Source organism: Bacillus sp. FSL K6-1006, from assembly GCF_038593175.1.
GTDB classification, from domain to species: domain Bacteria; phylum Bacillota; class Bacilli; order Bacillales; family Bacillaceae; genus Bacillus; species Bacillus safensis.
The window spans coordinates 219319-245933 of sequence record NZ_CP151970.1 but is presented as its reverse complement, the minus strand read 5'-3'; the positions used below and the strand labels follow the sequence as shown (position 1 = coordinate 245933).

Genomic DNA, 26615 nt, shown 5'->3' with positions numbered 1-26615 from the left:
ATGAGCAATGCCATATAGAAAGGAGCAAAGAAAATGAAAGCAAAATTAAAAGTCATTGAAGGCCATCTTATGACCGGTATTTCTTATATTCTTCCTGTAATCATCGGCGCCTCACTAATCGTTGGTTTAGCAAAACTGGTCGGATTAGGGTTTGGTGTTTCAGATTTAAACCCCTATAAGGATGCTGGCGGCATACTGCACGGCGCCTATTTAATGGAGCAGGTCGGCTGGACAGGTATTGGCTTAATGAACGTCCTGCTTGCTGGATTTATCGCCTATTCCATAGCGGATAAATCAGGCCTTGCAGCCGGTTTTATCGGCGGTGCCCTCGCCAGCTCAACCAATGCTGGATTTATTGGTGCCGTCATTGCAGGCTTCTTCGCAGGATATGTTGCTCTTTTTGTGAAAAGAAAAATTCAAATTCAAGGCTCTGCAGCCGGGCTCGTCCCTCTGCTCATCCTGCCGCTCATTACCGTTGGCTTAACCGGACTTCTTATGTCAGTTCTTCTGGGCGGACCATTAGGTGCTTTGAACACGGCATTAATTGAATGGATCAAAGGCATGGTGGCTGATGGAACAAGCACACTCGCGCTCGCTCTCATTTTAGGGGCGATGATTGGCTTCGATCTTGGCGGACCGGTGAATAAATCAGCTTGGATGGCTGGTAACGCCCTCTTCCTATCAGGTGTCTACCTCCCTGCCATTCTCGTCAATATTGCGATTGTCATTCCACCTCTTGGATACGGGCTTGCGACATTGATTCGAAAACGCAACTTCTCCCCAACCTTTAGAGAAGCCGGACGAGGCGGCCTTGTCATGGGGATTATCGGTATTACGGAAGGGGCGATCCCTTTTACCCTCGTCAATCCTTTGAAATTGATTCCGCTCAATGTTGTCGCATGTGCTGCTGGAAGCGGGGTCGCTGCATTATTAGGAGTTCATGACATCATGCCGCCAATTGGCGGGCTATACGGCTTCTTCTCAGTCGGAAACTGGTGGGCTTATTTAATCGGAGCCCTTACTGGCGCACTTGTCATCGGTATTGGCGCCAACCTGCTTGTGAATTTCTCTGAGAAAAAAGAGCCAAAAACGCCGGAACATGATCAGAAGCAGAAAGAAGAAGACGATTTTGACCTTGTGCTAGAAGGATAATTTGAACGAAGAAAGGTGTCGTTGATCAATGACTGTCAATGTACATGTGATTCCACATACTCACTGGGACCGGGAATGGTATTTCACCACCTCCCGCTCCCGTATTTACTTAATGAAAAGCGTAATGGACATCTTAGATACCCTTGAAACAGATGAAAGGTTCCATTACTTCATGCTCGATGCCCAGGCTTCCTTATTAGATGATTATTTGAAATGGCGTCCAGAGGATGAGAATCGAATCAAAAAGCTTGTCACAGCGAAACGTCTCATCATCGGCCCATGGTATACCCAAACCGACCAGCTCGTCATTTCAGGTGAATCGATTGTGCGGAACCTGCAATATGGGATTGAACGCTGTCAGCAGTTCGGCCACGTGATGAAAGTCGGCTATGTCCCTGATTCCTTCGGTCAATCCGCACAAATGCCTCAAATTTATCGCGGCTTCGGCATTGTCGATACGGCATTTTGGCGCGGCGTTTCTGACCATATGACGAACCATACTGAATTCAATTGGCGCGGTGCTGACGGCAGTGAAGTCTTTGCTGTGAACCTGCCATTCGGCTACTACTACGGTGGAAATATCCCTGAGAAAGATGAGGACTTACAAGCCTTTTTATCTGAAAAGATTGGTGCGCTGCAAGCAAAGGCAACCACAAAGAATGTCTATTTCCCGAATGGCTTTGACCAAGCACCGATTCGCAAAAACCTGCCTGACTTATTAGAAAAAGCCAATGAACTTGACGAGCATCACTATGAAATCAGCAGTTTAGAAGATTATATTGCAGCCGTGAAAAAAGAGCGGACATCTTTTGAGACATTACACGGAGAGCTCATTCATGCGAAGCATATGCGGATTCATAAATCTATTTTTTCAACACGAGCGGATTTAAAAATCTTAAACAATCAAATTGAAAACTATCTCGTGAATGTGATGGAGCCCATCCTCACGATCAGCTATTCTCTCGGACACGACTATCCGCATGATACGGTTCGCGATATTTGGTACCTCATGTTTGAAAATGCAGCGCATGACAGCATTGGCGGCTGTAATAGTGACACGACGAATCAAGACGTCTTCTTCCGCTACAAACAGGCAAAGGAAATCGCCGAGAATCTTGTGGACTTGCACATGCGTCTCATCGCTATTCGACTGCAAGCAGAGCAAGAAATCACATTTACGTTGTTCAATACCCTGCCTTCAAAGCGTTCTGATGTCATTGAAGTCGAAACCTTTATCACGGAACGTCCATTTACGTTAAAGGATGCTAATGGAAGAACGCTTCAGTACACAGTGAAAAGCAAAACCGATGTCACAGATTATGTGCTGGCACAGCAAATTTCTCTTAACCCAAGTAAAGAAGTGTACATGCCAAAGCAAGTATGGAAAGCCGTTCTGCTGATTGAAGCCATCAACTTACCGTCAGTTGGTTATACACAGGTCAGCATGGTTTTCGATGAATCAAGCGAATCGGCATGGGAACAAACTGAAGGACGAGTGATTGAAAATATGTATTATCGCATTGCGGCAAATGACAACGGATCACTGGACATCACAGATAAGCAAACTGGCCGGACATTCTCTGAGCAAATGATCTTTGAAGACAACGGAGATGATGGGGATTCCTACAACTATTCACCCCCTCGTGAGGACCTGTATGTGTCATCCAAGGATCTTTCATCAGCAGACATCTCAGTGGCTAAAAGCGGTCTGCAGCAAGAGCTGACCATCAAGCTTCAGCTCACTGTCCCTTACGACCTAGAGGAGCGCTCTAAGCAATTGGCTGCGACTTCACTTCCGATCACAGCGAAGGTGGCATTAAACAAAGACGATGCTGTCATCCGTTTTCATGTAAATGTTGATAACCATGCATTGGACCATCGCTTGCGTGTTCTTTTTGATACAGGCATCGCATCAAACGTATCACTGAGCGATCAACAGTTTGGTACAATCGAACGCCCAACAGAGCTGACGCAAGAGCTTGAATGGTGGAACAATGAACATTGGGAAGAAAAACCGATCACCATTGAACCGATGCAATCCTTTGCTGCACTTCGTGATGAAGCATATGGTGCCGCTCTGTTGACCGACTGCGTGAGAGAATATCAGATCACAGGAGAAGGCTATACAACGATTGCATATACGCTCTTCCGCTGTTTCGGGAAAATGGGGAAAGAAAACCTTCTTTACCGTCCAGGACGCGCATCTGGGGAAAAAATTGTGGATACGCCTGACGCTCAGCTGCAAGGTGCACTGTCATTCACATTTGGTATGCACTATAGCAAGGATGCAGTCAGCGAGGGACACCTAGCGCAGCTTGCCAAACGGTATACCACACCTGTTCAATGCTACGAGCGGGCAGACTTTTTAAACGGTCGTTTAATTTTCTCTTTCCGAGATGAAAAAGAAGACTTACAATCTACTTATAGCCTGCTTGACATCGAGACAGATGGAGCCATTCTAAGCGCTCTGAAAAAAGAAGAGCACGGAACAGGCATTGTCATTCGTCTCTTCAATCCATATTTAACGCGTCAAACAGCCGCTTCAATCAATAGTTCATCTCTACAACACGGAGAAACAGCGAATTTAGGAGAAACACCTGAAGGACATATACTCAAAGCACAACATGGATCATTACACATTGAACCGCTTACACCTTGTCAGGTACAAACCTACATTGTAAAGAAAAAATGAACATGTAGGGGCGGGATCCAATGGATTCCGCCCCTCTTTAATGGAGGGCATTGATCATGCGAATTGGAGGCATTGAAGCAGGCGGAACGAAATTTGTCTGCGGCTACGGAACAACAGACGGAACGATTGAACACATGACTTCCTTTGCAACAGGGAATCCAGATGAAACATGCCGGCAAGTGATCGATTACTTTACAAAGCATCGTGTCGATGCCATTGGAATTGGGGCATTCGGACCTGTCGATGTGAGAGAGCAAAGCCCACGCTATGGGACGATTTTAGACACACCAAAAACAGCCTGGCGCCAATTCCCTATCCTCTCTACCTTAAAACAAGCCCTTGGGCTCCCGATGAAGCTTGATACCGATGTAAACTGTGCAGCACTCGGAGAAGCCCGTTTTTCAACTGAAGCAGAAAAGCCTGCCTCCTTGGTCTATATTACTGTTGGGACTGGAATAGGCGGCGGTGCCTATATTGAACATCGCCTGATTCACGGATTGCTGCATCCAGAAATGGGTCATATCACCGTTCAGCGGCATCCTCATGACACTTACGGAGGCTGCTGCCCTATACATCATGACTGTTTAGAGGGACTGGCATCTGGACCTGCCATAGAAGGACGCTATCATACACTGGCACCCATGCTGCCAGAGGATCATCCTGCTTGGTCACTTCATGCTTACTATCTCGGGCAAATGACTGCTAACCTGCTGCTCACCCTTTCACCAGAACGCATCATTCTAGGTGGAGGCGTGATGAAACAGCCGGCTATGCTGCCGCTTATTCTTGATGAAACAGACAAGAGGCTTCGCGGCTATTTGCAGCTGCCAAAGCCTTTACATGAAATTATCACAAAACCATCCTTTGATGGATTATCTGGTTTAATGGGCGCCATCGCTCTTGGAACTGATGCCTTACAGGCGCAAGGAGCCGCGCAATGATGATGACGGCAGATCCTCGAACCTATCAGCTGATTCAGCGGCTATTTGAAACAAAGGAGTTCGTGAAGCTGGAGGAGCTCACTGCCTCTTTTCGCTTATCTGACCGCTCTATCCGCAATTTAATCAAGGAGGCAAATGAGTATTTAAAGGAAGCTGGCGCTATGATTAAAACGATCCGCGGAAAGGGATATACTCTTTTAACGAGTGACCAAGACGCTTTCCTGCTTTGGCTACATCAGCAAAAGCTTCCTGCCCGCTCTCTTGTCCCCGTCATGCCAGAAGAGCGTGTACGATTTATGATGAGAAAGCTGCTGCTTCAATCAGATTACTTAAAAATTGACCAGCTGGCTGAAGAACTGTTTATCAGCCGCATGACGGTCAGCAGTGATTTAAAAAAAGGACGAGAGATGTTAGCCCGTTACGGCATGACCCTTGTGTCAAAGCCTGGATTTGGCTTAAAGATTGAAGGAGATGAGCTGCAAAAAAGAACGTGCTATGCAGACTTACTTCTTGAAGAAGAGCCTGCTCTCTCTCATATCACCGAGCGGGAGCAGCTCCATTTTCCTGATATATCTCTTGAAACCATTCGATCTATTGTGTTGACGAACCTGCATCAAGAGTCATTGCTCATTAAAGACATTGCCTTAAAAAATTTAGTCATTCACTTAGCCATTGCGATTCAGCAAACACGAAAAAACCAGCGGATATCCGCCAGTACCGTCCGCACACAAAGATCACCCGTTTTGATGAGAATTGCACAAAAAATCATACAGCAGGTGAGTGACACTTTTTATGTGACCTTATCAGAGGATGAAACAGATTACTTAGTCATGCATCTATTGGCGAACCAAACGTGGAAAGAAGCCGCCCAGCATCAGACGACAGTGGAAGTTCAACAGGCGGTTACAGTCTTTCTACAGCACATTGAAAAAACAAGCGGCCATCGTTTTGCTGATGACAGCATCCTGCAGCAAGACTTAATGCTTCATATGAAGCCGTTATTAAATCGCATCCAATATGGCGTATCATTACAAAATCCGCTTTTGCATGAGATCAAGACGTCCTATCCTTATCCGTTTGATTTGGCTGTCAGCGGGCTGAATGCCTTACAGCTGGTGCGGACGCCAAATGAAGATGAAGCGGCATATGTTGCCCTGCATATCGCTGCTTCAATTGAAAGAAGTCAGCTCGACACCTCGCAAAAAAAGAAAGCCATTATCGTGTGCGGGTCTGGACTAGGGACGGCCAGACTGCTTGAAATCAAATTGAAGGCAGCCTTTCAGCACGAGCTTGACATTGTTGAGCTCTATTCCTATCAGGATTATCTCATGAGCTCCTCTTTGCCGTGTGACGTCATCATCACAACCGTGCCTCTCACATCAAAGGGGAAACCAGTCATTCAGGTCAGCGCCTTTTTTGAACATCATGATATACAGCGTGTGAATGAAGTCATTCATTTATTAAATGGACACGGGGCACCCTCAAAAGAGCTGATGGCGTTTTTTCAAGAGCGATTGACTTTCATGAATGCTGATCTAAGCAGCAAGGATGAGGTATTAGATATATTATGCAGCCGTTTAGAGGCGCATCAGCTAGTATCGTCTTCTTTTCGGCCCTCGGTGTTTGAGCGTGAGCAAATGTCGTCTACCTATCTTGGCAGCGGTATTGCAATGCCGCATCCGCTTATCACAAATGAAGGCACCTCCTCTGTAGCCATCGCACACTTAAAACAGCCAATTGACTGGCAGGGCGACCAAGTTTCACTTGTCTTTTTATTAGCGATTCATAAGGATGACGCTGCCTGTATGAACCAATTCTTTGAACAGGCCGTCGATTTACTGGACAATCCAGACCGCATTCACTCCCTCAAGCAAGCCAACACATTTAATGAGCTGATGGATGCGCTATTTCAATAAGATCAAACAAAAGGCCGCCCAGTTCATGAGGCGGCCTTTTTATTTAGATATACATCATCAATCGTATATGACATTTTTTCCTTCTTCACTTAATTTTTTTAAGGAGCTCAGCATATGATTGATTTCTTCATCGGAATGTCTTTCCCAAGAACCTAATTCTGCGACTATTTTCAACGGAGATTTCGATCGATAAGAACGTGTTGGGTTGCCGGGAAATCTTTTATCAGTCACATTTGGATCATTTTCAAACTCGCCTAACGGTTCTACAATATAAATTCTTTCTTTCGCATCAGACCTAGCTAATTCAGCACCCCATTTGGCCGCGTTTAGTGTTCCGGTGAAATAGATATGGTTCGATTTTTTATCCTGATAATTGGATAAATAAAGCGGTTCAAGCAGATCTCCAATCTTCAATTCCGCTTTTGTCCCATGAAAAAACGGCCCGGGATCTAACACCTTTTGCTTGTCATTCATACAGCCACACCCCTTATCGTTTTTGACTTGCGTATAACAGTATACGGCCTGATCTGGGCGAGAAACAGTCTATAAATGAGATTAAATTCGGGGTATAATGATAGTAGAGAGTTAGATGTGAACAGACATAAGTACTGTAAATAAAAACGGAAATTTCGCATTCACACCAACAATGACGAAAACAAGAATACCTTCCACAGCTGACAGTATCACAATCAATCCATGGTTCATTGGATATTCCTTCGCAATTAATTTCTGTCCTATATAATTCAAACCATAAAAAATCAAAAACAATGTGAAGAACATAAAAAAAATCGTCATCATATAAACAACCCCTTTCTGATAATGGATTTTTATCCAATTTTTACAATATATCATCAGACTATCATGTTAGAACAACTCGAACAATATGATCTTACCAATAGAGTGAAGAAAGAAAAAAAGCCAACCACCCGCTCATAAGGTGATTGGCTTTTTGATATGTTACTTCCCGATGTTGTCTCCATTTTGCTGAATCAAGGTTTCATACCAATAAGAACTCTTTTTGCGAATTCTTTTGAGGTCTTTTAGGTCAAATTCGTCGCGGTTGACGTAGATGAACCCGTAGCGCTTGGAGCATCCTTGGTGTGTGCTGATTAAGTCGATGGCTGACCACGGGCAGTATCCGAATACCTCAACGCCGTCTGTGATCGCCCATTTGATTTGTTCAATATGTTTTTCTAAATAATCAATTCGATAATCATCTTGGATTGAACCATCTTCTTCTAACTTGTCGAAAGCACCCAATCCGTTTTCCGTGATAATAAGCGGCAGCTGATAGCGGTCATAAATCTCGCGCATCGTTGAACGGAAGCCGACAGGATCAATCTCCCAGCCAAACGCATTTTTGCTTAAGAATGGGTTGTTGCCGCCTTTGTAGACGCCATCTTCACCGGATTTCAAATGCTGATCTCCGCCGCGTGCAAATTCGTCGTTGCCATCTCCTTTACTCGCTTCAACCGTTTGAGAAGTGTAGTAGTTAAAGGCAATGAAGTCTGGCTTCGCGCTTTTCAATATATCCATATCTCCCTCTTCGATGGCAGGAAGAATGTCTTTTTCTTTCATGTACGCCCAAGCGAGGTTGTTATAACGGCCGAACACCGCCATATCAAGATAAAGCCAGTTTCGGATCGCATTGTAATTCGCCGCAGCAAGCACATCTTCAGGCTTTGGAGAAGCCGGATAAATGAGCGCGATGTTTGGCGCTGGTCCAATTTTCGCTTCAGGCAGCATTTGATGACAAAGCGTCATGGCTTTTGCCTGTGCAACGAGCATATGATGATTCTGCTGATACAGTTCTTTTTTCGGATTTTCTAAATTTGGATCAAGTGTACCGAGCGCTGATCCATGTAAGATCATCATGTTTTGTTCATTAATGGTCAGCCAATATTTTACCTTCTGACCATACTCCTTGAATAGCACCTCTGCATAGCGTTCAAACGCATCCACTGTCCCGCGGTTAGACCACCCGCCCTTTACTTGAAGCGCATGAGGCAGATCAAAATGATACATTGTCACGATTGGTTCAATGTCATAGCGGCGCAATTCATCGATGAGAGAATGATAGAATTCAATCCCCTTTTGATTGATCTCCCCATCTCCATCTGGAATGATCCGTGTCCACGCAATGGAAAAGCGATAAGCCTTCAAGCCCATTTCCGCAAACATCTTCACATCCTCTTTATAACGGTGATAGTGATCGCTTGCGACTTTAAAATCCGTTGTCCCTTCAGGATAACTTGCTCTCATGTCAATGACAGAAGGCCCCTTGCCATCCTCATTCCACGCACCTTCTACCTGATAGGCGGAAGTAGATCCGCCCCAGAAAAAGTCTTTTGGAAATGATGCTAGTGTTGAATATCTCATGATTTCTTCCTCCTCTTGATTAAACTAGATGTAAAAATGATTGCCCTGGTGTGATTTGTTTCTCTTCTGTTTCAATGATATCGCTAAACTCACCTGAATTGGTAATAATCACTGGTGTTGTGACGGACAAGCCGGCTGCTTGGATGGCTTCTATGTCAAACTCAGCAAGCAGTTCGCCTTCTGTGATGGTTTGCCCCTGAACAACCTTCGGGGTAAAATGCTTTCCACCTAATTGTACGGTATCCAGTCCAATGTGAATGAGTACTTCTGCTCCGCTTTCAGAAGTTAGACCATACGCATGGCCTGTTGGGAAAACCGTTGTCACGACTCCTGATACTGGTGCAAACAGCTTTCCTTCTGATGGAATGATGGCTGCGCCCTTTCCTAATGCACCAGATGAGAATGCTTTATCCTGCACTTCCTCCAGCTTGATGACCTCGCCCTTTAAAGGACTTTTCACATGAGCGGCTTTGACCCCATGTTCGTTTTCAATTACCGGTGCAGAAGCGGCCGGCGTTTCATCTTCATCTACTGGATCTTTAAATCCAATCAAATAAGTTAAGATGATCGAAAGGACGAACGAGACCGAGATACCGATGATGAACCCTGTAAATCCTTGACCGTAGAAAATCGGCAGTGTCAGTAAACTTGGAAGGCCTGACGCAATTGCAATACTTTGTGAATAACCGATAATCGCACCGCCGACCCCAGCAGAGATAACAGCTGCAATAAATGGTTTTTTCAAACGAAGTGTGACCCCGTATACAGCTGGCTCTGTGATCCCAAACACAGCAGAAACTGCTGTTGATCCAGCCAGTGATTTCAGTTTTTTATTCTTTGTTTTCAGCATAACACCGATGGAAGCACCGGCTTGTGAAAATACAGCTGGCGCAGTGGCCGGCTTGATATGATCTTTCCCATGGACTGCGATATTATTTAAAATCACTGGCACAAGTCCCCAGTGGATACCGAAGATGACAAGAATCTGCCAAGCCATCGCAATTAAAGCACCTGCAAGTGTAGGACTAAAGGAGAATACTTTCAGCAAAACAGCTGCAATGCCATTCCCTGCATACACACCAAATGGTCCGAATACGATGAGTGTCAGCGGAACAACCGTGACAAGCAAAATGAGTGGAGTAATAAAGTTTTTGACACTTTCATGAATGACTTTGTTAAAGAAACGTTCGATATACCCCATGACAAACACTGCCAAAATGATTGGGATGACCGTAGATGTATAAGACATTAAGACGACTGGAATCCCGAAGAATGTCACATCTCCGCCGCCTTTTGACAATTCTTGAATGGTTGGGTAAATCAGTGCACCTGCTATCGTCACAGCGACAAACGGATTCGCTTTAAACTTCCTAGCAGAAGTGAATGCGAGCAATAATGGCAGGAAGTAGAACAAGCTGTCAGATGCAGCAAATAAAATTTGATACGACGTATCTTCAGGAGATAACCATTTCGCGTTGATACAGATGCCTAAGAGACCTTTTAAAATACCTGCTCCCGCCATGACACCGAGAAGTGGTGTGAAAATCCCCGATACAATGTCGACGAATTTCCCGAAAAGGCTTGTGCTCTCTTCACCTGATTTTGCAGATGAAGCAGCGGAATCCTCTAATAGATTCGTAAACTCTCCAATTTCTCGATATACCTCTGGTACGGTATTGCCAATGACCACTTGAAATTGGCCGCCGCTTTCCATAACGGTAACGACGCCATTTAATTTTTCAATGGCCGCTTTATCTGCTTTTGATCTGTCATTTAAGGTGAAGCGAAGCCTTGTGGCGCAATGCACCAATGAATGAACGTTTTTCTCTGTACCAATGTGTTTAATAATGTCTTCTGCTAATTGACGATAACTCATGAAAAAACCCCCTTTTTTTCAAAAAAATACGTTTTTGGGCAAAATAAAAACCTAAACGGGCACCAAAAATAGTCGCAGCTTGCTGTTGCGCTTTTTCAGTGAACGTTTAGGTTTTGCCTGCCGAACAGTCACAATCCTCTAAGACGATCATTGTGAAACCGTATTCTTTTATGTTTATGAGCAAATAGTACCACTCACCTTTTCTCATGTCAACGCTTTCTTTTAAAATCTATCTTTATTTTTCTCGTTTGATCAGTCGATTCAAATGAATTGATAGATACAGCATCTCCTCTGATGTAAGATCTCGGTGATAGGTTTGATAGACATATTCTGCGATTTTCTTTGCGCAATCGTAAGCTTTCGGATATTTCACTTTGATCAGCTGATATAAGTCCTGATCTTCGCTGACAAGGAGTGTTTCATTGATCAGACGCTGGACGAAAAAGCGCAAATGCGTGAGAAAACGGTAAAAGTTAAGCGAGTCCTCATCAAATTCCATGTTGAGATGATATTTCACAATGGTGAGAATGGCATTAACTTCCTTTGTGATATTGACCGTCGTATTCATATCCTCATTGAGCTCTGCGTTAATGATATGCATGGCAATAAAACCTGCTTCATCCTCAGGCAGTTCAATATGAAGACGCTCTTCAATCATCTCAAGACAGTCCTTTGCCACAAGAAATTCATCTTTGTATAAGCGTTTAATCTCCCAAATAAGCGAATTCTCAATCAGATGATTTTTCTTCAGCCGTTCGATGGCGTAATGAATATGGTCTGCCAGCGATACATGCAGACTTTCGTTTAATCTTCGGTTCAGCTTTGTATGTGCATATTGGATCATTTCCTCGGTCACCTTGACCACATCATACGGAACCTCTTGAAGCAGCATTTTCATCCGCTCGTGAACGGAATGATCCTCCAGGCGGAAGACTTTATCAATCAACGATTCGTCCACCGGGTCCCCGGGACGTCGCTGGAAAGCGATGCCTCTGCCCATGACGACGATTTCTTTTCCATGTTCATCTATGACACTAATGACATTATTGTTTAGAACCTTTTGAATCTGCATTTCCAAACACCTCCGTCTATGACCAACAACTTTACTCAAAATATGCTCTCATCTTAACACAATTGTCAAATCACTTGGTGCTTTTATCTGACTTTTGCAATAGATTTCACCATGATTCTACCCTTTCATAGCTGGTCTGTTCCTTCAATTGCCTGCATACAATACTCCTGAGGAGGTGACCTTCTGTGAAATCTTTTTTCTGGTCTGCATCATTTTTATTCTTGCTCATGTTTACCCTCATCATTCTAGGCATCGTATTCTGGCTGAGTGGACAAGGCTTAGGCCAGCTTTGGAGATATGTGCTCATTTCACTTGTCACAGCGGCCGTTTTGCGCGGCGTCACCACTTGGCTGAAACGGCATGTGATGCATCATTCAGCCAAATAAAAACGGCTGCCCGGAATGTTCAGGCAGCCGTTTCTTTATTCTTTGGTTGCTGCAGCTTCTTTCTGAGAAGCACGCAGCTCATCATTGATTTTTTTCGCATCCTCTAAAAACTCTGTTTCATATCCACTTTTGAGTGCCCACATATAAAATAGCAGAGCTACCACCGTAATCAGTGCCATGTCCCAGCCATAATGAATGATGTTATAACCGCCGAATTTATCACTGCCAAGACAGGAAATCGTCATCATCACAAGCAGGTACACAACCATCCAAGCACCCGCCTTAAAGTTGCGGCCGAAGCCTTTCCACTTCGCTTTTGCTTGATAGTAAAAATAGATAGGAAGACCAATGAGAATAATGAACAGCACCTGACCTGTTAACGGCCATCTTGCCCAATACAGTGTCAATGAGGCAAAGACAAAACCGAGAGGAGCAATGATGCTGAGTCCTTTTATTCGAAGCGGTCGATATAAATCTGTCCCTGTCTTTCTCAGCGTCATGACGGTCACTGGTCCAGTCAGATAAGAAATGAGTGTTGCGACAGAGATAATTTCAGCAAGTACACCCCAGCCTCTAAATAAAAACAGAAAGATAAACGATACGGCTAAGTTAAAAAACATTGCTGGACGAGGCACGCCGTAAATAGGGTGCAGACGGCCAAGCACACTTGGCATGTATTTGTTTTTTTCCATTCCATAAATCATACGAGACGTCGTTGCGGTATACGTAATTCCCGTACCAGAAGGCGACACAAACGCATCCGCATATAAAATCAGAACAAGCCAGTTAATCCCAAGCGCAATGGCAAGGTCCGCAAATGGCGAGTTGAAATTCAAATGACCCCATCCATTCACGATCATAGATGGATCAACAGCACCGATAAAGGCGACTTGTAAAAGGACATAAATCACAGTCGCAATGAAAATCGATCCGACAATGGCAATTGGAATCGACCGGCCTGGATTTTTTGCCTCACCGGCCATGTTAATCGGGCTTTGGAAGCCATTGAAGGCAAACACAATCCCAGATGTCGCAACAGCTGTCAGCACACTCGCCCAGCCGTTAGGGGCAATACTTGTTCCAGAAGTAAAATTCTCACTATGAAAACCTACGAATAAGAGCGCACCAATTGTTAATCCTGGAATGACAATTTTAAACACGGTAATGAATGTATTTGCTTTTGAAAATAACCCAACTGTCCAATAATTAAGCAGAAAGTAAATCACAAGCAGCACACTGGCAACCATAAGACCTTCTGTCGTCAATACCCCTTTTGTGACCAAATGAGATGTCCACTTTGCCCACTCCCAAGGCCATGAGCTCATGTACTGGACGGAAGCAACCGCCTCCACTGGTATCACCGAGACAATGGCGATCCAGTTCGCCCAAGCTGCAATAAACCCAATAAAAGATCCGTGTGAATATTGCGTATATTTCACCATTCCGCCTGCCTCTGGAAACATCGATCCGAGTTCACTATAAGACAAAGCGATAAATAAAATCACAACCATCCCAATCAACCAGGATAAAATAGCAGCAGGACCGGCGATTTGAGCAGCACGCCAAGCACCGAAGAGCCATCCTGAACCAATGATTGAGCCAAGACCTACCATCATTAAAGCGAAAGTTCCCATCCTACGATGCAAATGATTCATGTTCATAACACCTTTCGATTAAAATACAGAGCATGTGTCAAGCAAGCGTCTTTCTTTCAAAGCAGCTCACTTTTCATTTTACTGGCAAATATTTCTTCTAATGAACCTTTACTCTTGTTCATTTTTTCGCCTGTTATATTATCTCTCAATTCTTCATTTTCTGAAATAGTCGAACATGCTTATTTCAAAAGAAAGCGCTTTTTCACCTGTTCAATCTATTAGACTGAATAACTACCTTTACCCTTATTTTGAAAAAAACAAAACAAAAAAAAATAGAGGAAATGACTTCCTCTCCCTTCTAACCCACGCCATGTAAAGAAAAAAAGGATAAAGGGGGTTCCCTCTATCCTTGTGAAATCGCTTGTTCTTTTTCAATAACAGCTAGTCTTTCTTGAACTTCTTCTTCAGATAAATTGTGCTGTTTCACATACAGGTTCCGTTCGCTTGTGCGGCATTCATGACTGCAGCTGCGCATATACTTATGCTCACTCTCTTCAGTGGCAATCATCTTACGGTTACATGCAGGGTTCGCACAGTTCACATAACGCTCGCAAGGCTCACCAGTGAAGAAATCTTTTCCGACAACCACATGCTCTGTTTGATTCACTGGTACTGTTAAGCGATTATCAAACACATAGCATTGACCGTCCCATAGCTTCCCTTGTACTTCTGGGTCTTTTCCGTAAGTGACAATTCCGCCGTCAAGCTGAGAAACATCTTCAAAGCCTTCACGCTTTAACCAGCCTGAAAACTTCTCACAGCGTACGCCGCCTGTGCAATAAGTCAGGATTTTTTTGCCTTCAAGAATCTCTTTATTGTCACGAATCCACTCAGGTAATTCACGGAATGTCTCAATATCAGGACGAACTGCCCCTCTGAAGTGACCAACATCAAACTCGTAATCATTACGCGCATCAATCACAACAGTATCAGGTGATTGCATTTGCTCGTAAAATTCAACCGGGCTAAGATGTTTCCCCGTTAATTCCAACGGATTCACATCATCCTCAAGGCTGAGGTTCACTAGTTCATTCCGATGACGGACGTGCATTTTTTTAAACGCATGACCATCTGCTTCGTCAATTTTGATCGGCATAGACGCAAAGCGCGGATCTTCTTTTAACGCTTGCATGTACTTGTCCGTTTGCTCAATAGTTCCAGAAACCGTTCCGTTCAAGCCTTCTGCTGATACGAGGATACGGCCTAACAAACCAAGCTCCTTACAGAATGCTAAATGCTCTGCTGTAAACGTCTCTGGGTCCTCAATGGGGACATATTGATAGTAAAGTAAAACGCGATATTGTTTTTCCATCTATATAAACACCTCTTAAATTTAATCAAAACATACCATTCTTTATCATACAGGAAATACATACCTAAAGGCAATGTCGGCGGCTCAATTCCATAAAACGGAAGGGCCTTTCTTCTCATATATTTGACTATTTGACAGAACTTTCTGTAAAATGAGATGATTTATGAACAATATGATGTGTAAAGGAGCAATGATCCATGATCCAGCCAGAAGATATTGTCAGAAGCGGCCCTAACCAATTTATTTCTCAAAAGGGAATCTATCATGAACTTGAATCCCTTGTTTCTCCTTTTCAGTCACCTGCTGTAGTGACAGGATATGATTCATACCAAGCTTTTTCACAATACACAAAGCTGCCGTCCGAGTGGCCTTTCATTCAGCACAAAGGATACAGTTCACCTAATGCGGTCACACAGATCGCAGAAGAGCTTAACGGGTCAGATGTGATCATCGGCATCGGGGGCGGAACGATTTTAGATACCGCAAAATCAGTTGCAGACGTTCTTCAAATCGAAGTCATCATGGTGCCAACGATTCCCGGCACATGTGCTGCGTCTACACCTCTCAGCGTCATTTATGATGACAAAGGAAATTTCATGAGAGTTGATTATCATAAACGATCCAGCTACCTCACCTTAATTGATCATACTTTTTTGCTTTCCTCTCCTCTTTCCTATCTTCAAAGCGGAATTGGTGATACGCTGGCAAAATGGTATGAAGCAGAAGCGATTATTCGTAACACAAAAGGCGCCTTGCCGCTCATGGTACATGCAGCACTAAAGCAGGCGGTATATGTTCGAGACATTCTTCTTTCTCATAGTGAAGAAGCTGTCAACAGCTTAAAAACAGGTCAGCTTTCACAAGCATTCGCAGATGTGACAGATACGATTATTACGTTAGCAGGAACAGTCGGCGGCTATGGGGGACGCTATGGAAGAATGGCAGGAGCCCATGCCGTTCATAATGGATTGACATTTATTGAAGAAACGCATCATGTGTTACATGGACAAAAAGTAGCTTATGGCATCCTCGTCCAGCTTGCCGCAGAAAACCGAATGTCCGAGGTTGAGGAATTACTTGAACTCTACAAAACTCTCGGATTACCTAGAAATATGCGCGATCTTGGTATGACAACTCAACTGGAAGAAGCGGCCCTTACGGTAGCAAACCATGCGGCACGTAAAGATGAAACCTTTTGTTTAATTGGAGACTATTCTAAAGAACAGATTGTTGACGCCATTCAAATCATTGAGACCTATCACCCCCAAAAATCTGTCTAAAGATGAGGGAAATAAAAAAGCACAGGCATCGCACCTGTGCTTTTCTTTCGATTAAAAATCAAAGTTATCTGGATCTGGACCTGTGCGCTCATCTTCATTGAGCTGATCAATGACACCCATCTCACGTGCGGACAGCTCGAAATCGAAGACTTGTGTGTTTTCGATGATTCGGCTCTTCGTCACAGATTTTGGAATGGTGATAATGCCATGCTGCAAGTCCCAGCGAAGAATCACTTGCGCTACTGACTTGTCATGTTTTTTCGCGATATCCTGGAGAACAGGATGGTTTAGAAGCTTCCCGCTGCCTAATGGCGACCACGCCTCTACATGAATTCCTTTCGATTTGCAGTAGTCTCGTAAAGGCTCCTGCGTCAGCTTCGGATGCAGCTCGATTTGATTCACCATTGGCACAACTTCTGCCTCTTCCAATAAATCCTCTAAATGATGCTGATGGAAATTACACACTCCGATCGCTCGAACGCGTCCATCCTTATATAGTTTCTCTAGCGCTTTCCATGTTTCTTTATATTTGCCTTCAACTGGCCAATGAATTAAATAAAGATCTAATACATCTAATCCCAGCTTGTTCATACTTGTTTCAAAGGCTTCGAGTGTTGATTCATAGCCTTGATCATTATTCCAGACCTTTGTCGTAATGAATAGATCATCGCGCGAGATACCTGATTGCTGAATGGCTTTGCCTACCCCTTCTTCATTTTGATAGGCGGCTGCTGTATCAATGCTGCGGTAGCCCGCTTCAAGAGCGTCTTTGACTGCATTTACAGCCTCATCTCCATCTTTTACCTGCCATACACCAAAGCCTAGCTTCGGCATTTTTACTCCGTTTGCTAATGTGACTGTATCTGTTAATCCACTCATCAAACAAACCTCCGCTTCCTTTTTACTTACCAAGCACTATACCCGAATTTTCGATTGATCATGCATGACATTCTGGCTGAGTTATTTGATATATTTTCCTATATCAACTTGATTGGTGTCAACGATTTGATATTCGCTGGTTTGATCTTTTGTTTTAGAAAAATCATATGTTTCTAAAAATGTTTGATCGTAAAAAGTCAGACCATATGTTTCCTTCTCATTCTCATACACTCTGATCCAATAAGACTCTTTTGAAGTTTTTTTAGTTTCATTCGTTTTCTTTAATTTCATACCCGAAAATTCCTTGAGTAACTTTTGAATATCCGCTTTCTTTTCAACCATAACACGCTCATTATCATGCTCAATTTGAATCGAAGTCACCTTGTTTTGATCAATTGAGGCCACATTATCAAAAGAGTATGTTTTTGCATTGATCAGAAAATAAATACCAATTCCTAATAAAATAATGACGACTACCAATCATCCACTTTTTCAACCTAACTCCTCCTTCCTATTCTCAGCACACCTATAAAAACAGTGAAGTCCAATCATCCTCCTCAGAAAATACCTGAATTCCGTGCTGTTTGAGCAAGGCGGATGTCACTCCAACCCCAGCTTTTGTCCCCCCGTTAAAATCTCCGCGATAAATCATCCGGCTGCCGCAGGAGGGGCTGTACTCTTTTAACACAACCGCCGTCGCTTTCAAAGACTGAACCTGTTCCAGCGCGGCCTTCGCGCCTTTTACATACATCTCCGTAACATCATTTCCATGTACATCGATCACGGAGGCGAGGCCCTGTAATACATCATGTCCGTCTCCGCCAATGATTTCTGCGGGAGGCCTTGGCGTGGAAAGGCCGCCAAGCAGCTCAGGACAAACTGTGACCGCCTTTCCCTCCTGAACAAGCTCCTCAATTCGCTGATCTAATCGATGGCTGCCATTATAACGAACCTTCAATCCAGCAAGACAAGCACTGACGACAATCATGTATGTTCCTCACTTTTTTTGCTGACTTTAAAATAAATACATACAGGCAAGAAACATATCGTATTCACCAAAAAGGGCAGAGCACAATACAAAGCAGCAGCCCAAATTGGTTCTCCAGGTCCTGCAATACCAAAAAAATAAACAAATAATATCAAGCTGACAAACAACCCCACAAATGGCATGATGAATGCGTATTTTTTATAATTTTCTATCATTTCTTTCTCCAATGAGCTCCCTCCCTTTCTTCATGGCTTCAAATAACATCAATATATGTTAATTTTACCATAAAAAACCGAAACCATTTCCTTTTTACGATGGTTTCGGTTTTTTATCTATATCTTTTCTTTCCAAGCTTTTAAGAAGCGCTCAATTACTTGTAATTCATCCTCATGAAACTGCTGAAGAAATTCTAAATAGGACGTGACTGCTTTTTCATGCAGCTCATCATGAAGCGCTGCCAATTGCTTGCCTTCCTCTGTCAAAGAATAATAGACAGATTTCTTATCACCCTGCCGGTGGCAATAGTCCACCATGCCTTTTTCAATTAGTTTTTTCACAGCCTTTGTAATAGCTGGCTTTGATAGTTTTAGTTGTTGAGATAGAAATGTATTGTTTGATTCGTTTGGATTGGCTTGAATCATCGATAAAATGTGAAGCTGTGTGAGTGTCCATTCTTGTTTGAGTGTATCAGTCGTGGTAATCAGTGGATCTGTTGGATCATTCCGTCTCTTTTCCCTATGCATAATCAGATCTTGAATCGCTTTTAATACAATCTGCTCTTTTGTTTCCATCTGAACCTCCACTCTTAACTGGTTAATAAAATGGTACTAATAATGAAGAAAGGAGTCAAAAGAAATGTGGTTGTTAGTAAAATAATAGGTCATCAGACCTTAAAATTGTATATGTACTTTTATACTAGATTCCCCTCATCCTGTCACATGCTATAATCATGGGGATGTCATCCAAATTATCATAATGAAAAGGTGAGCTAAATGAAACCTGAACAACTAATGGCCATTCGCCAATTAGAAGAAAAGATACATCTGTTTTCCTCTGCTGTGAACGGAACCTTCCTTGCATCGGACGATTTCGTTCTATCCAATACTCAAATATCGACTGACACGTTCAATTTGCTCTTACCGACATCAGCTCAAATCCAAGATCCAAAAAAAGTGAAAGCTGCCATTGAACACATGCGGTCACAGAAACTCATCTTCAGCACATGGGTCGATCACCGTTTACTCCATCCTGATTGGGCTGATTTATTAAAGGAATATCACCTTCAAGAGGTCGAACGCAATACCATCATGATGCTTGAGCATACAGGTGACATTGATCCAGTCACATCCTCATCACTTACAATCAAGGAAGTACTTGATGAGCAGACACTATTTGATTACAAACATATCTTTATTGAACTATTCAAAGGATCGACTGAGGCCGCCGCCTTAGAAGACTATTTCCAGCATTTTTCGATTAAAAAATTACACTCAAAAGCTCGCATGTTCGTGGGGTATGAACACCACAAGCCGGTCACAACAGGCTTATTATTCGAGACAAACAACAGCTACGGTATTTATGATGTCATGACGAGGGCAGAACACCGCGGAAAAGGACTTGGCAGTGACATGTTCCATTACCTTCTGACCAAGACAGAGAATAAACAAAAATGTGTCATCTTACAAGCATCAGCAGACGGCAAAAATATTTATCAACGTGCCGGCTTCCAAGCAATCGGCGAAATGGTTGTTTTTGAATAGAAGAATCTATGTTTTCAGCCTCATCAAGGAGCAAAGAACAGACTCGTCCCTTCTTTGCTCCAATATTCCACCACAAAAAATGAATGTACACTCATTCACCCCTTTGGTACATTTAAAAAAAGGAGTTGAAAGAAAGATGATTCGACCAGGCGATCAATTTCAAACAAGCAAAACCTATACTCATGAAGATGTGATTCAATTCGGTGAAATGACAGGTGATCTTGGCAAACATCATACCGAGCTGGATGATCAGGGCCGGCTCATGGTACACGGCTTTCTCACAGCAAGTCTAGCCACTAAACTTGGCGGTCAGTTTCATTTTATCGGTCAAGAGGTGACATGTACCTTCATACGCCCTGTTTATACAGGTGACACCATTACTTGTCAGATGGCCGTCACCAAGGTAGACCCCCTTGAAAAATACCATCGTGTCCATCTTTTTTCCCGATATATGAACCAGCATGGAGAAGAAGTCATTACTGGTAAAAGTGAAGGTGTGATTTTAAAATAAGAAAAAAGCTGCCTATGATGAGGCAGCTAACAAACACAAAAATCTTATTCACTTCTATTCAGCTTGTTGCTCTCGATCCATATAAAGCGGCGGTCTCTTCAGCGAAATCACCGCACAGCTAAAGGCAATCAGTACAAACACAGCACCGAATTTAGCCAGATCAACAGATGAACCGGTCATCGTAAACATGACTCCGCCAACCGCTGATCCAATCGAAATGCCGATTTGCAAGGCAGATGTATTTAAGCTCTGCTGAATATCAGACGTGACAGGATCTGTTTGAATCAAATAACTCTGCAAAGCAGGCGTCAGTGCCCAGCTGAGCGCTCCCCAAAGGACAACCATGACCATAAAGAGCGCGAACACCCCCGCTGTATAAGGAAGGATAAACATGACGATCGCAAACGCCATAGTCACAAGCAAAATGGCTTTTCCTGAACCCAGTTTGTCACTGAGCCAGCCGCCAAACCCATTCCCGCCTATAGACGCAAGTCCGAAGATCAAATAACAAATACTAATCCAAAACGGGGTCATATGCAGAACTTCCATCAGAAATGGAGTGAAATAAGAATAAAGCATATAATGGCCTGCAAGCATAAACAAACTGATCAAGTGTGCACTAAAAATTTTCGGATGCCCTAAAGAACGAATCTGCTCTCTAAGAGGCGTCACTTTTTCAACAGGCATTTTTTCCAATAGAAAATAGATCAGCACCATCGATATGGCAGAAAGAATACTGATTCCTAAAAACATCACTCTCCAGCCAAAGCTCTCTGTAATAAAAATACCGATCGGTACACCGAGAACAAGTGAGGAGCTAATACCAATAAAAATCAGCCCTAATGCTTTCGCACGATGCGCTGGTTCCACCAATTTGGCAGTGATCGTCAAAGACAACACCACCACAAGCGCTGTACTCATCGCAATCAACACCCTAGATATCATGACAAGGGCAAAGGTCGAACTAAAATAAGTGAACACATTTCCTATTGTAAACACCAATAACGCGATTAAGTAAAGGCGCTTTCGTTCGATTTTGGCTGTCGCAGTCAGCAGCACGGGTGCTGAAATGGCATACACAATCGCAAATACCGTAATGAGCTGTCCGGCTGTTGCAAGAGACACATTCAAATCCTCTGCAAGACTTGGCAGAATGCCACCAACCACAAGCTCAACTAATCCAACCGCAAAAGTAGAAACGGCTAATAAATATACTCTCCAGTTCATGTCTAACATCCCTTCTGTATATCATCGCTTTCACTTTTGATACAGGGTGCAGACAAACAAAAAAACCCCTGATTACAAAAAAGGAAAGCGCGCTTTTGTAATCAGGATTTATCGGATCCTGGTAGAAACCCTCAAACCATATTATTGAGGTTATACAAGTCTATTTTTTTCTTCACATATATTAGCACAGCCTTACATAACTCGCAAGCTGTAAAAATAGAAAAATACTGCCATTCCGTTACCTAAACAAAAGGCGCTGTAAAAGGAATCAGAACAGCTTGCTTTCTCCCCCATTTACAGGTAAACTGATGGAAAATCAACGAACAAGGATCAACGTAGATCTGGAATAGTAGCTTGAATCGATCTTTAACAGAGAGGGAACGGTGCTGAGAAGTTCCTACTGACATCTTCAAGTGAACCTGCCGATTTAGTTCTGTTTCATACAGCGGTTCATACCGTTATCATGATTGAGTGTAAAGCTGTGCTTTAAATTAGGGTGGTACCACCAGGAATGGTCCCTAACTTAAAGTACAGCTTTTTTGTTTTAAAAAAGGAGGAACCTGCAATGTCAAAAAAACAATTTGTTGAAAAAATTACAAGCATGGAAGACGACTTTGCCCAGTGGTATACAGATGTTGTCACAAAAGCGCGGCTCGTCGATTATTCAAGCGTGAGAGGCAGTATGATCATTCAGCCGTACGGCTTTAAAATTTGGGAGAATATTCGCGACGAACTTGACCGCCAGATTAAAGAAACGGGTCATGAGAATGTCTATATGCCCCTCTTTATCCCAGAGAGCCTGCTGCAGCAGGAAAAAGATCATATCGAAGGCTTTGCTCCTGAAGTGGCGTGGGTCACACATGGCGGTGAATCCAAATTACAAGAAAGGCTCTGCGTCAGACCAACCTCTGAAGTGCTGTTCGCTGAGCATTACAAAAACATTATTCATTCCTACCGCGATTTACCAAAGCTATATAACCAATGGGCCAATGTCGTCCGCTGGGAAAAAACAACACGTCCCTTCCTCAGAACCCTTGAATTCCTATGGCAGGAGGGACACACGTGCCATGAGACTGAGCAAGAAGCGATTGAAGAAACAGAAAGAATGCTTCACACTTACGCTTCTCTTTGCGAAGATCTCCTTGCCATTCCTGTCATTAAAGGGAGAAAAACAGAGAAGGAAAAATTCGCCGGCGCTCGCTTCACCTATACGGTTGAAAGCTTGATGCATGACGGAAAAGCGCTTCAAACGGCCACTTCTCATTTCTTCGGGAACGGATTTGCCAAAGCATTTGGCATCGAATTCTTAAACCGTGAAGGAAAACTAGAGCATGTCCAGCAAACCTCTTGGGGTTTCACAACAAGAATTATCGGCGCTATGATCATGGTGCATGGCGATGACAGAGGGCTCGTCCTCCCGTCAAATATTGCACCAACCCAAGTGCGTATCGTGCCAATCGCTTCTCATAAAGAAGGGGTGCTGGATCATGCCTACGAATTGAAGGATCGCCTCGCCCGCATCGCACGTGCTGACATCGATGCAAGCGATAAACAGCCAGGCTGGAAATTCAACGAATGTGAAATGCAGGGTATTCCGCTACGTGTAGAAGTAGGACCAAAGGACATCGAAAAAGGACAAGTGATGCTCGCACGACGAGACACTGGTGAAAAGCAAGCTGTCACATTAGATGCACTTGAACAAACCATCACAGCAACGCTTGAAGACATCCAGCGGACCATGTTCGAAAAGGCGAAGGAACGATTACATGAAAAAACATCACAAGCCCTCACAATCGAAGACATCGAGCAAATTCTTGCGGAAGAAAACCGATTGATTAAAGCCATGTGGTGTGGTGACGAAGCCTGTGAAAACGACATTAAAGAAAGAACAGGTGCGACCTCACGCTGTATTCCATTCGAACAGGAAACCATTTCTGACACATGTGTCTGCTGCGGAAAGCCTGCATCTGATATGGTGTTCTGGGCGAAAGCCTATTAAGAATATGAACGATAAAGAAGCATCTCTCATGATGCTTCTTTTTTGTTAAAAAGACCCAAACACCCATTGACCTCACCTGCATGATCCCCTATAATTCATATTAATATAATCGGTTTTTAAGACTTTAACTGGAGTGGTGATATATGAAACGCTGGCCCTCATTCTTTGCCGAACGCTGCCCTAAATGTAGAACAGCATTAGAAGTCTCAAAGTCCAATGCCCTGCAAGGCAAAGTCGTGAAAACATGTCCCAACCTTCATTATCAAAAAGAGTACCACCCCGCACTAGAAACGTATATCGAGCACGATGACGTCAAATAAAAAAGACCAACACGTTTGCTCTGTTGGTCTTTCTTTTATAAAATATCCAGCCAAATTTTGACCGCTGTCGCTGTAATCATTACAGCAAGGGCCCATTGCAAATAGACGGCGTTGATTTTCTGACCGACCTTCGCACCAATCGGAGCTGCCATCAAACTTGCCGCCATCAGCACAACAGCAGGAAGAAGCATGACCTGACCCGTCAATACCTTTCCAGTCGATGCGCCTATCGCAGAAAGAAACGTAATCGCAAGTGACGATGCAATCGTCATCCGTACAGGAATTTTTAAAATAGACAGCATCACAGGCACTAAAATAAATGCGCCCCCTGCACCTAATACCCCGGAAACACTGCCAATCACAAAGGCAATAGCTGATGCCAGCCCTTTATGAAAAGTAACTTCTCCCTCTGCGTCTGCACGCTGTCCTTTTTTCGGAATCAACATGAGAATAACCGCCACAATGGCGAGTAATCCATAGACGAGGTTCATCCCTTTCTCCGGCATAAAATGTGATACATAACTGCCTAATAAGCTGCCCGCCAATATACTGCTTCCCATATATAAAATCAGCGAGCGATGTAAAAATCCGCTTTTCCGATAAGCGAGTACACCACCCAGCGTCGAAAAAAGCACTTGAATGGCGCCAATCCCTGATACCTCGTGTGCTGATAGTGCCATCACACCAAAAAGAGGCGGGATATAAAGCAGCATGGGATAGTTGATCACAGATCCGCCGATCCCCACCATTCCTGATAAGAAGGAACCAATACATCCGATGATAAAAAGTGTAATCAAAAATGCAAAATCCACGCTGGTCTCCTCCTTTGCAAAAGGAAAAGGGGATCTTCAGCAGATACCCCTACATCCTTTAGGACCCTTTTCTCACCCAGAACTTCAGCACGTGACCTTCTTCTGTCTGCGTGATCAATTCATGTCCGCTTGACTTCGCCCATGCGGCCAAGTCAGCTTTAGCCCCTTTATCTGTTGCATGTATTTCTAAAACTTGACCTTCCGCCAAGTCGTTCATTTTTTTCTTCGTTCGAATAATCGGCATTGGGCATGCGAGCCCTGTTACGTCTAAAATTTGATCTGATGTCATTTGATTGTTCCTCTTCTCTTATTTTATTGGACATTACCGAATCGCACAACGGTTTGGACCCATTTCCATTTCCCGCTGCTCTTCCATATCTGGGTTCAGCTTCCCCATATTGGCTTGACGAATCTCTTGAAAGGCATGCGGCTGTGCAGGCAGACCTTCCGTCACCATCTTTCTAAACACATGTTGATCTTCAATATGAAGCCCATGATTTTCTTTTAAAAGTGAGCCGAGCTCCTTCCAAACACTGCCGTCTTCATTCATTTCTTCTTTGGTCATGAAGTGCGCAGGCAGAACGATGTATTCCTTTGAAAACGCCATATACCGTTCATAAAGCGTCTCTCTCAAATCATCTACCCAGTCCTCCGCCATTCCAGCAAGATCAGGTCTTCCAATTGAATCAATAAACAAAATATCACCTGAAAGAAGATATTGATTGTCTACGATAAAAGATGTTGAGCCGATCGTATGTCCCGGGGAATAAATGGGTTGAATATCAATAGAAGCTGTTCCAATCGTTATCCGCTGTCCTTCTTCAAGGCGTTCATATTCAAAGGTTACCTCTTCTGCATCTTTTGGCGGCAGCCAGTAGGCAGCACCAGTTAGTTCAGCCAGCTTTTTCCCACCAGAAATATGATCTGCATGAAGGTGAGTATCCATCACATGCGTCACAGAGACATCATGCTTTTTCGCAAAATCAATATAGACCTCCGTCATTCGAGCTGCATCCACAACCGCGGCTTCTCCATTGGACATGATCATATAGGACAGACACCCTTTGCCCATCCGTACAAATTGATACAGCTCTCCGCCGCCGCTTAAATCCCCTATTTTCACTGGCTCTAGATGCTCACTCCATGCCTTCATGCCGCCCTGCAAATAATGAACAGGCACGCCAGCCTCTGACAGCATCTCCGCCACCAGGATAGAGGAACCTTCCTTGGCACAAACCACCAGCACTTCACGGTCACTAGGAATGTGCTGTAAAAGGCCCTCTACTCCGTCAAGCAGATCAAAATAAGGCACATTCATATCAACGATTGCTTCCCCTTCAATCTTCCAGTCCTGCACATCTGCTTGATTTCGTACATCTAGCAAAAAGAGCGGCTCTTTGCCCACGATCTTTTTTGTTAACTGCTCTGCAGTCATGGCTTTTACCGTCATGTTTTATT

At 43.6% G+C, this 26615-nt stretch carries 26 protein-coding genes and 1 riboswitch; of the genes, 10 read left to right on the top strand and 16 right to left on the bottom strand.

All coding sequences use genetic code 11. The annotated features are described in order from the left end of the window. Positions 1–33 precede the first annotated feature (33 nt). From NSS65_RS01375 to NSS65_RS01360, 4 genes are read left to right on the top strand one after another with little or no spacing between them, the layout of a single operon-like run. Positions 34–1152 carry a PTS fructose transporter subunit IIC gene (locus NSS65_RS01375; RefSeq protein WP_065215390.1) on the top strand — a complete coding sequence of 373 codons (1119 nt, stop codon included), beginning with the start codon at positions 34–36 and terminating at the stop codon, positions 1150–1152. Between the two features lie 28 nt (positions 1153–1180). Then, complete coding sequence (mngB, locus tag NSS65_RS01370) at positions 1181–3844, top strand: mannosylglycerate hydrolase (protein WP_342467334.1); 2664 nt, start codon at positions 1181–1183, stop codon at positions 3842–3844. Between the two features lie 56 nt (positions 3845–3900). Then, positions 3901–4785 carry an ROK family protein gene (locus tag NSS65_RS01365; protein ID WP_214755583.1) on the top strand — a complete coding sequence of 295 codons (885 nt, stop codon included), beginning with the start codon at positions 3901–3903 and terminating at the stop codon, positions 4783–4785. Next, positions 4782–6701 (top strand): PRD domain-containing protein, encoded by a 1920-nt coding sequence (locus tag NSS65_RS01360; protein ID WP_342467333.1) that lies wholly within the window; start codon positions 4782–4784, stop codon positions 6699–6701. The genes NSS65_RS01365 and NSS65_RS01360 overlap by 4 nt, the downstream gene beginning before the upstream one ends. A 57-nt stretch (positions 6702–6758) precedes the next feature. On the opposite strand, the gene arr is transcribed toward NSS65_RS01360, so the two are convergent. From arr to NSS65_RS01335, 5 genes are all read right to left on the bottom strand, one after another. After that, on the bottom strand, positions 6759–7175 hold the full coding sequence (gene arr, locus NSS65_RS01355) for an NAD(+)--rifampin ADP-ribosyltransferase (protein ID WP_217008858.1): 417 nt from the start codon (positions 7173–7175) through the stop codon (positions 6759–6761). Between the two features lie 111 nt (positions 7176–7286). After that, a complete protein-coding gene (locus NSS65_RS01350; RefSeq protein ID WP_342467332.1) occupies positions 7287–7499 on the bottom strand; it encodes a hypothetical protein in 213 nt (70 codons plus the stop codon). A gap of 159 nt (positions 7500–7658) precedes the next feature. Then, entirely contained in the window at positions 7659–9080 is a 1422-nt protein-coding gene (locus NSS65_RS01345) for a glycoside hydrolase family 1 protein (protein ID WP_342467331.1), read from the bottom strand. A gap of 19 nt (positions 9081–9099) precedes the next feature. Beyond that, positions 9100–10956, bottom strand: coding sequence for a beta-glucoside-specific PTS transporter subunit IIABC (locus NSS65_RS01340; RefSeq protein WP_034283128.1), 1857 nt, complete (start codon positions 10954–10956; stop codon positions 9100–9102). A 235-nt stretch (positions 10957–11191) separates the two neighbouring features. Next, positions 11192–12028 carry a PRD domain-containing protein gene (locus tag NSS65_RS01335; RefSeq protein WP_024424409.1) on the bottom strand — a complete coding sequence of 279 codons (837 nt, stop codon included), beginning with the start codon at positions 12026–12028 and terminating at the stop codon, positions 11192–11194. Positions 12029–12213: 185 nt separating this feature from the next. On the opposite strand from NSS65_RS01335, the gene NSS65_RS01330 reads away from it, so the two are divergent. Beyond that, positions 12214–12414 (top strand): hypothetical protein, encoded by a 201-nt coding sequence (locus NSS65_RS01330; RefSeq protein WP_144496773.1) that lies wholly within the window; start codon positions 12214–12216, stop codon positions 12412–12414. Positions 12415–12449: 35 nt separating this feature from the next. On the opposite strand, the gene NSS65_RS01325 is transcribed toward NSS65_RS01330, so the two are convergent. Then, positions 12450–14069, bottom strand: coding sequence for an APC family permease (locus tag NSS65_RS01325; protein ID WP_034283122.1), 1620 nt, complete (start codon positions 14067–14069; stop codon positions 12450–12452). Between the two features lie 343 nt (positions 14070–14412). Continuing rightward, positions 14413–15381 (bottom strand): rhodanese-related sulfurtransferase, encoded by a 969-nt coding sequence (locus NSS65_RS01320; protein ID WP_039176148.1) that lies wholly within the window; start codon positions 15379–15381, stop codon positions 14413–14415. Between the two features lie 197 nt (positions 15382–15578). Between NSS65_RS01320 and NSS65_RS01315 the strand changes: the two genes are divergently transcribed. Beyond that, entirely contained in the window at positions 15579–16661 is a 1083-nt protein-coding gene (locus NSS65_RS01315) for an iron-containing alcohol dehydrogenase family protein (RefSeq protein ID WP_144496774.1), read from the top strand. A gap of 51 nt (positions 16662–16712) precedes the next feature. On the opposite strand, the gene NSS65_RS01310 is transcribed toward NSS65_RS01315, so the two are convergent. From NSS65_RS01310 to NSS65_RS01290, 5 genes are all read right to left on the bottom strand, one after another. Beyond that, the gene (locus tag NSS65_RS01310) at positions 16713–17540 is read right to left on the bottom strand and encodes an aldo/keto reductase (protein WP_034283114.1); all 828 of its coding nucleotides are present in this window, start codon (positions 17538–17540) and stop codon (positions 16713–16715) included. Between the two features lie 81 nt (positions 17541–17621). After that, the gene (locus NSS65_RS01305; protein ID WP_342467330.1) at positions 17622–18020 is read right to left on the bottom strand and encodes a DUF5301 domain-containing protein; all 399 of its coding nucleotides are present in this window, start codon (positions 18018–18020) and stop codon (positions 17622–17624) included. A gap of 46 nt (positions 18021–18066) precedes the next feature. Beyond that, complete coding sequence (locus NSS65_RS01300) at positions 18067–18528, bottom strand: DUF523 domain-containing protein (protein ID WP_342467329.1); 462 nt, start codon at positions 18526–18528, stop codon at positions 18067–18069. Next, positions 18525–18755, bottom strand: a complete 231-nt coding sequence (locus NSS65_RS01295; protein WP_061110446.1) for a hypothetical protein — start codon at positions 18753–18755, stop codon at positions 18525–18527. The genes NSS65_RS01300 and NSS65_RS01295 overlap by 4 nt, the downstream gene beginning before the upstream one ends. A 105-nt stretch (positions 18756–18860) precedes the next feature. Next, entirely contained in the window at positions 18861–19319 is a 459-nt protein-coding gene (locus tag NSS65_RS01290; protein WP_034283105.1) for a MarR family transcriptional regulator, read from the bottom strand. Between the two features lie 201 nt (positions 19320–19520). On the opposite strand from NSS65_RS01290, the gene NSS65_RS01285 reads away from it, so the two are divergent. Both NSS65_RS01285 and NSS65_RS01280 read left to right on the top strand, forming a co-directional pair. Further along, positions 19521–20288 (top strand): GNAT family N-acetyltransferase, encoded by a 768-nt coding sequence (locus NSS65_RS01285; RefSeq protein ID WP_326134890.1) that lies wholly within the window; start codon positions 19521–19523, stop codon positions 20286–20288. A gap of 136 nt (positions 20289–20424) precedes the next feature. Then, entirely contained in the window at positions 20425–20799 is a 375-nt protein-coding gene (locus NSS65_RS01280) for an enoyl-CoA hydratase (RefSeq protein ID WP_326134889.1), read from the top strand. 54 nt (positions 20800–20853) lie between these two features. Here the strand turns inward: NSS65_RS01280 and NSS65_RS01275 are convergent, their stop codons facing one another. Beyond that, a complete protein-coding gene (locus NSS65_RS01275; protein WP_326134888.1) occupies positions 20854–22026 on the bottom strand; it encodes an MFS transporter in 1173 nt (390 codons plus the stop codon). A gap of 78 nt (positions 22027–22104) precedes the next feature. Further along, positions 22105–22204: riboswitch (purine riboswitch) on the bottom strand. Positions 22205–22591: 387 nt separating this feature from the next. Here NSS65_RS01275 and proS point away from each other — a divergent pair. Both proS and NSS65_RS01265 read left to right on the top strand, forming a co-directional pair. Beyond that, entirely contained in the window at positions 22592–24025 is a 1434-nt protein-coding gene (proS, locus tag NSS65_RS01270; protein ID WP_342467328.1) for a proline--tRNA ligase, read from the top strand. A 143-nt stretch (positions 24026–24168) separates the two neighbouring features. Next, positions 24169–24345, top strand: a complete 177-nt coding sequence (locus NSS65_RS01265; protein WP_164512187.1) for a hypothetical protein — start codon at positions 24169–24171, stop codon at positions 24343–24345. A gap of 35 nt (positions 24346–24380) precedes the next feature. On the opposite strand, the gene NSS65_RS01260 is transcribed toward NSS65_RS01265, so the two are convergent. The 3 genes from NSS65_RS01260 to NSS65_RS01250 are packed head-to-tail and all read right to left on the bottom strand — an operon-like array spanning position 24381 to position 26607. After that, positions 24381–25157, bottom strand: coding sequence for a sulfite exporter TauE/SafE family protein (locus NSS65_RS01260; protein ID WP_046313651.1), 777 nt, complete (start codon positions 25155–25157; stop codon positions 24381–24383). A 58-nt stretch (positions 25158–25215) separates the two neighbouring features. Next, a complete protein-coding gene (locus NSS65_RS01255; protein ID WP_034283076.1) occupies positions 25216–25446 on the bottom strand; it encodes a sulfurtransferase TusA family protein in 231 nt (76 codons plus the stop codon). Positions 25447–25479: 33 nt separating this feature from the next. Continuing rightward, positions 25480–26607 (bottom strand): MBL fold metallo-hydrolase, encoded by a 1128-nt coding sequence (locus NSS65_RS01250; RefSeq protein WP_046313647.1) that lies wholly within the window; start codon positions 26605–26607, stop codon positions 25480–25482. Positions 26608–26615 lie beyond the last annotated feature (8 nt).

Coding starts and splice junctions, on each gene's coding strand:
- NSS65_RS01375 (WP_065215390.1), top strand. CDS start 34: ATGAAAGCAAAATTAAAAGTCATTGAAGGCCATCTTATGACCGGTATT.
- mngB (WP_342467334.1), top strand. CDS start 1,181: ATGACTGTCAATGTACATGTGATTCCACATACTCACTGGGACCGGGAA.
- NSS65_RS01365 (WP_214755583.1), top strand. CDS start 3,901: ATGCGAATTGGAGGCATTGAAGCAGGCGGAACGAAATTTGTCTGCGGC.
- NSS65_RS01360 (WP_342467333.1), top strand. CDS start 4,782: ATGATGATGACGGCAGATCCTCGAACCTATCAGCTGATTCAGCGGCTA.
- arr (WP_217008858.1), bottom strand. CDS start 7,175: ATGAATGACAAGCAAAAGGTGTTAGATCCCGGGCCGTTTTTTCATGGG.
- NSS65_RS01350 (WP_342467332.1), bottom strand. CDS start 7,499: ATGATGACGATTTTTTTTATGTTCTTCACATTGTTTTTGATTTTTTAT.
- NSS65_RS01345 (WP_342467331.1), bottom strand. CDS start 9,080: ATGAGATATTCAACACTAGCATCATTTCCAAAAGACTTTTTCTGGGGC.
- NSS65_RS01340 (WP_034283128.1), bottom strand. CDS start 10,956: ATGAGTTATCGTCAATTAGCAGAAGACATTATTAAACACATTGGTACA.
- NSS65_RS01335 (WP_024424409.1), bottom strand. CDS start 12,028: ATGCAGATTCAAAAGGTTCTAAACAATAATGTCATTAGTGTCATAGAT.
- NSS65_RS01325 (WP_034283122.1), bottom strand. CDS start 14,069: ATGAATCATTTGCATCGTAGGATGGGAACTTTCGCTTTAATGATGGTA.
- NSS65_RS01320 (WP_039176148.1), bottom strand. CDS start 15,381: ATGGAAAAACAATATCGCGTTTTACTTTACTATCAATATGTCCCCATT.
- NSS65_RS01315 (WP_144496774.1), top strand. CDS start 15,579: ATGATCCAGCCAGAAGATATTGTCAGAAGCGGCCCTAACCAATTTATT.
- NSS65_RS01310 (WP_034283114.1), bottom strand. CDS start 17,540: ATGAGTGGATTAACAGATACAGTCACATTAGCAAACGGAGTAAAAATG.
- NSS65_RS01300 (WP_342467329.1), bottom strand. CDS start 18,528: ATGATTGTCGTCAGTGCTTGTCTTGCTGGATTGAAGGTTCGTTATAAT.
- NSS65_RS01290 (WP_034283105.1), bottom strand. CDS start 19,319: ATGGAAACAAAAGAGCAGATTGTATTAAAAGCGATTCAAGATCTGATT.
- NSS65_RS01285 (WP_326134890.1), top strand. CDS start 19,521: ATGAAACCTGAACAACTAATGGCCATTCGCCAATTAGAAGAAAAGATA.
- NSS65_RS01280 (WP_326134889.1), top strand. CDS start 20,425: ATGATTCGACCAGGCGATCAATTTCAAACAAGCAAAACCTATACTCAT.
- NSS65_RS01275 (WP_326134888.1), bottom strand. CDS start 22,026: ATGAACTGGAGAGTATATTTATTAGCCGTTTCTACTTTTGCGGTTGGA.
- proS (WP_342467328.1), top strand. CDS start 22,592: ATGTCAAAAAAACAATTTGTTGAAAAAATTACAAGCATGGAAGACGAC.
- NSS65_RS01265 (WP_164512187.1), top strand. CDS start 24,169: ATGAAACGCTGGCCCTCATTCTTTGCCGAACGCTGCCCTAAATGTAGA.
- NSS65_RS01255 (WP_034283076.1), bottom strand. CDS start 25,446: ATGACATCAGATCAAATTTTAGACGTAACAGGGCTCGCATGCCCAATG.
- NSS65_RS01250 (WP_046313647.1), bottom strand. CDS start 26,607: ATGACGGTAAAAGCCATGACTGCAGAGCAGTTAACAAAAAAGATCGTG.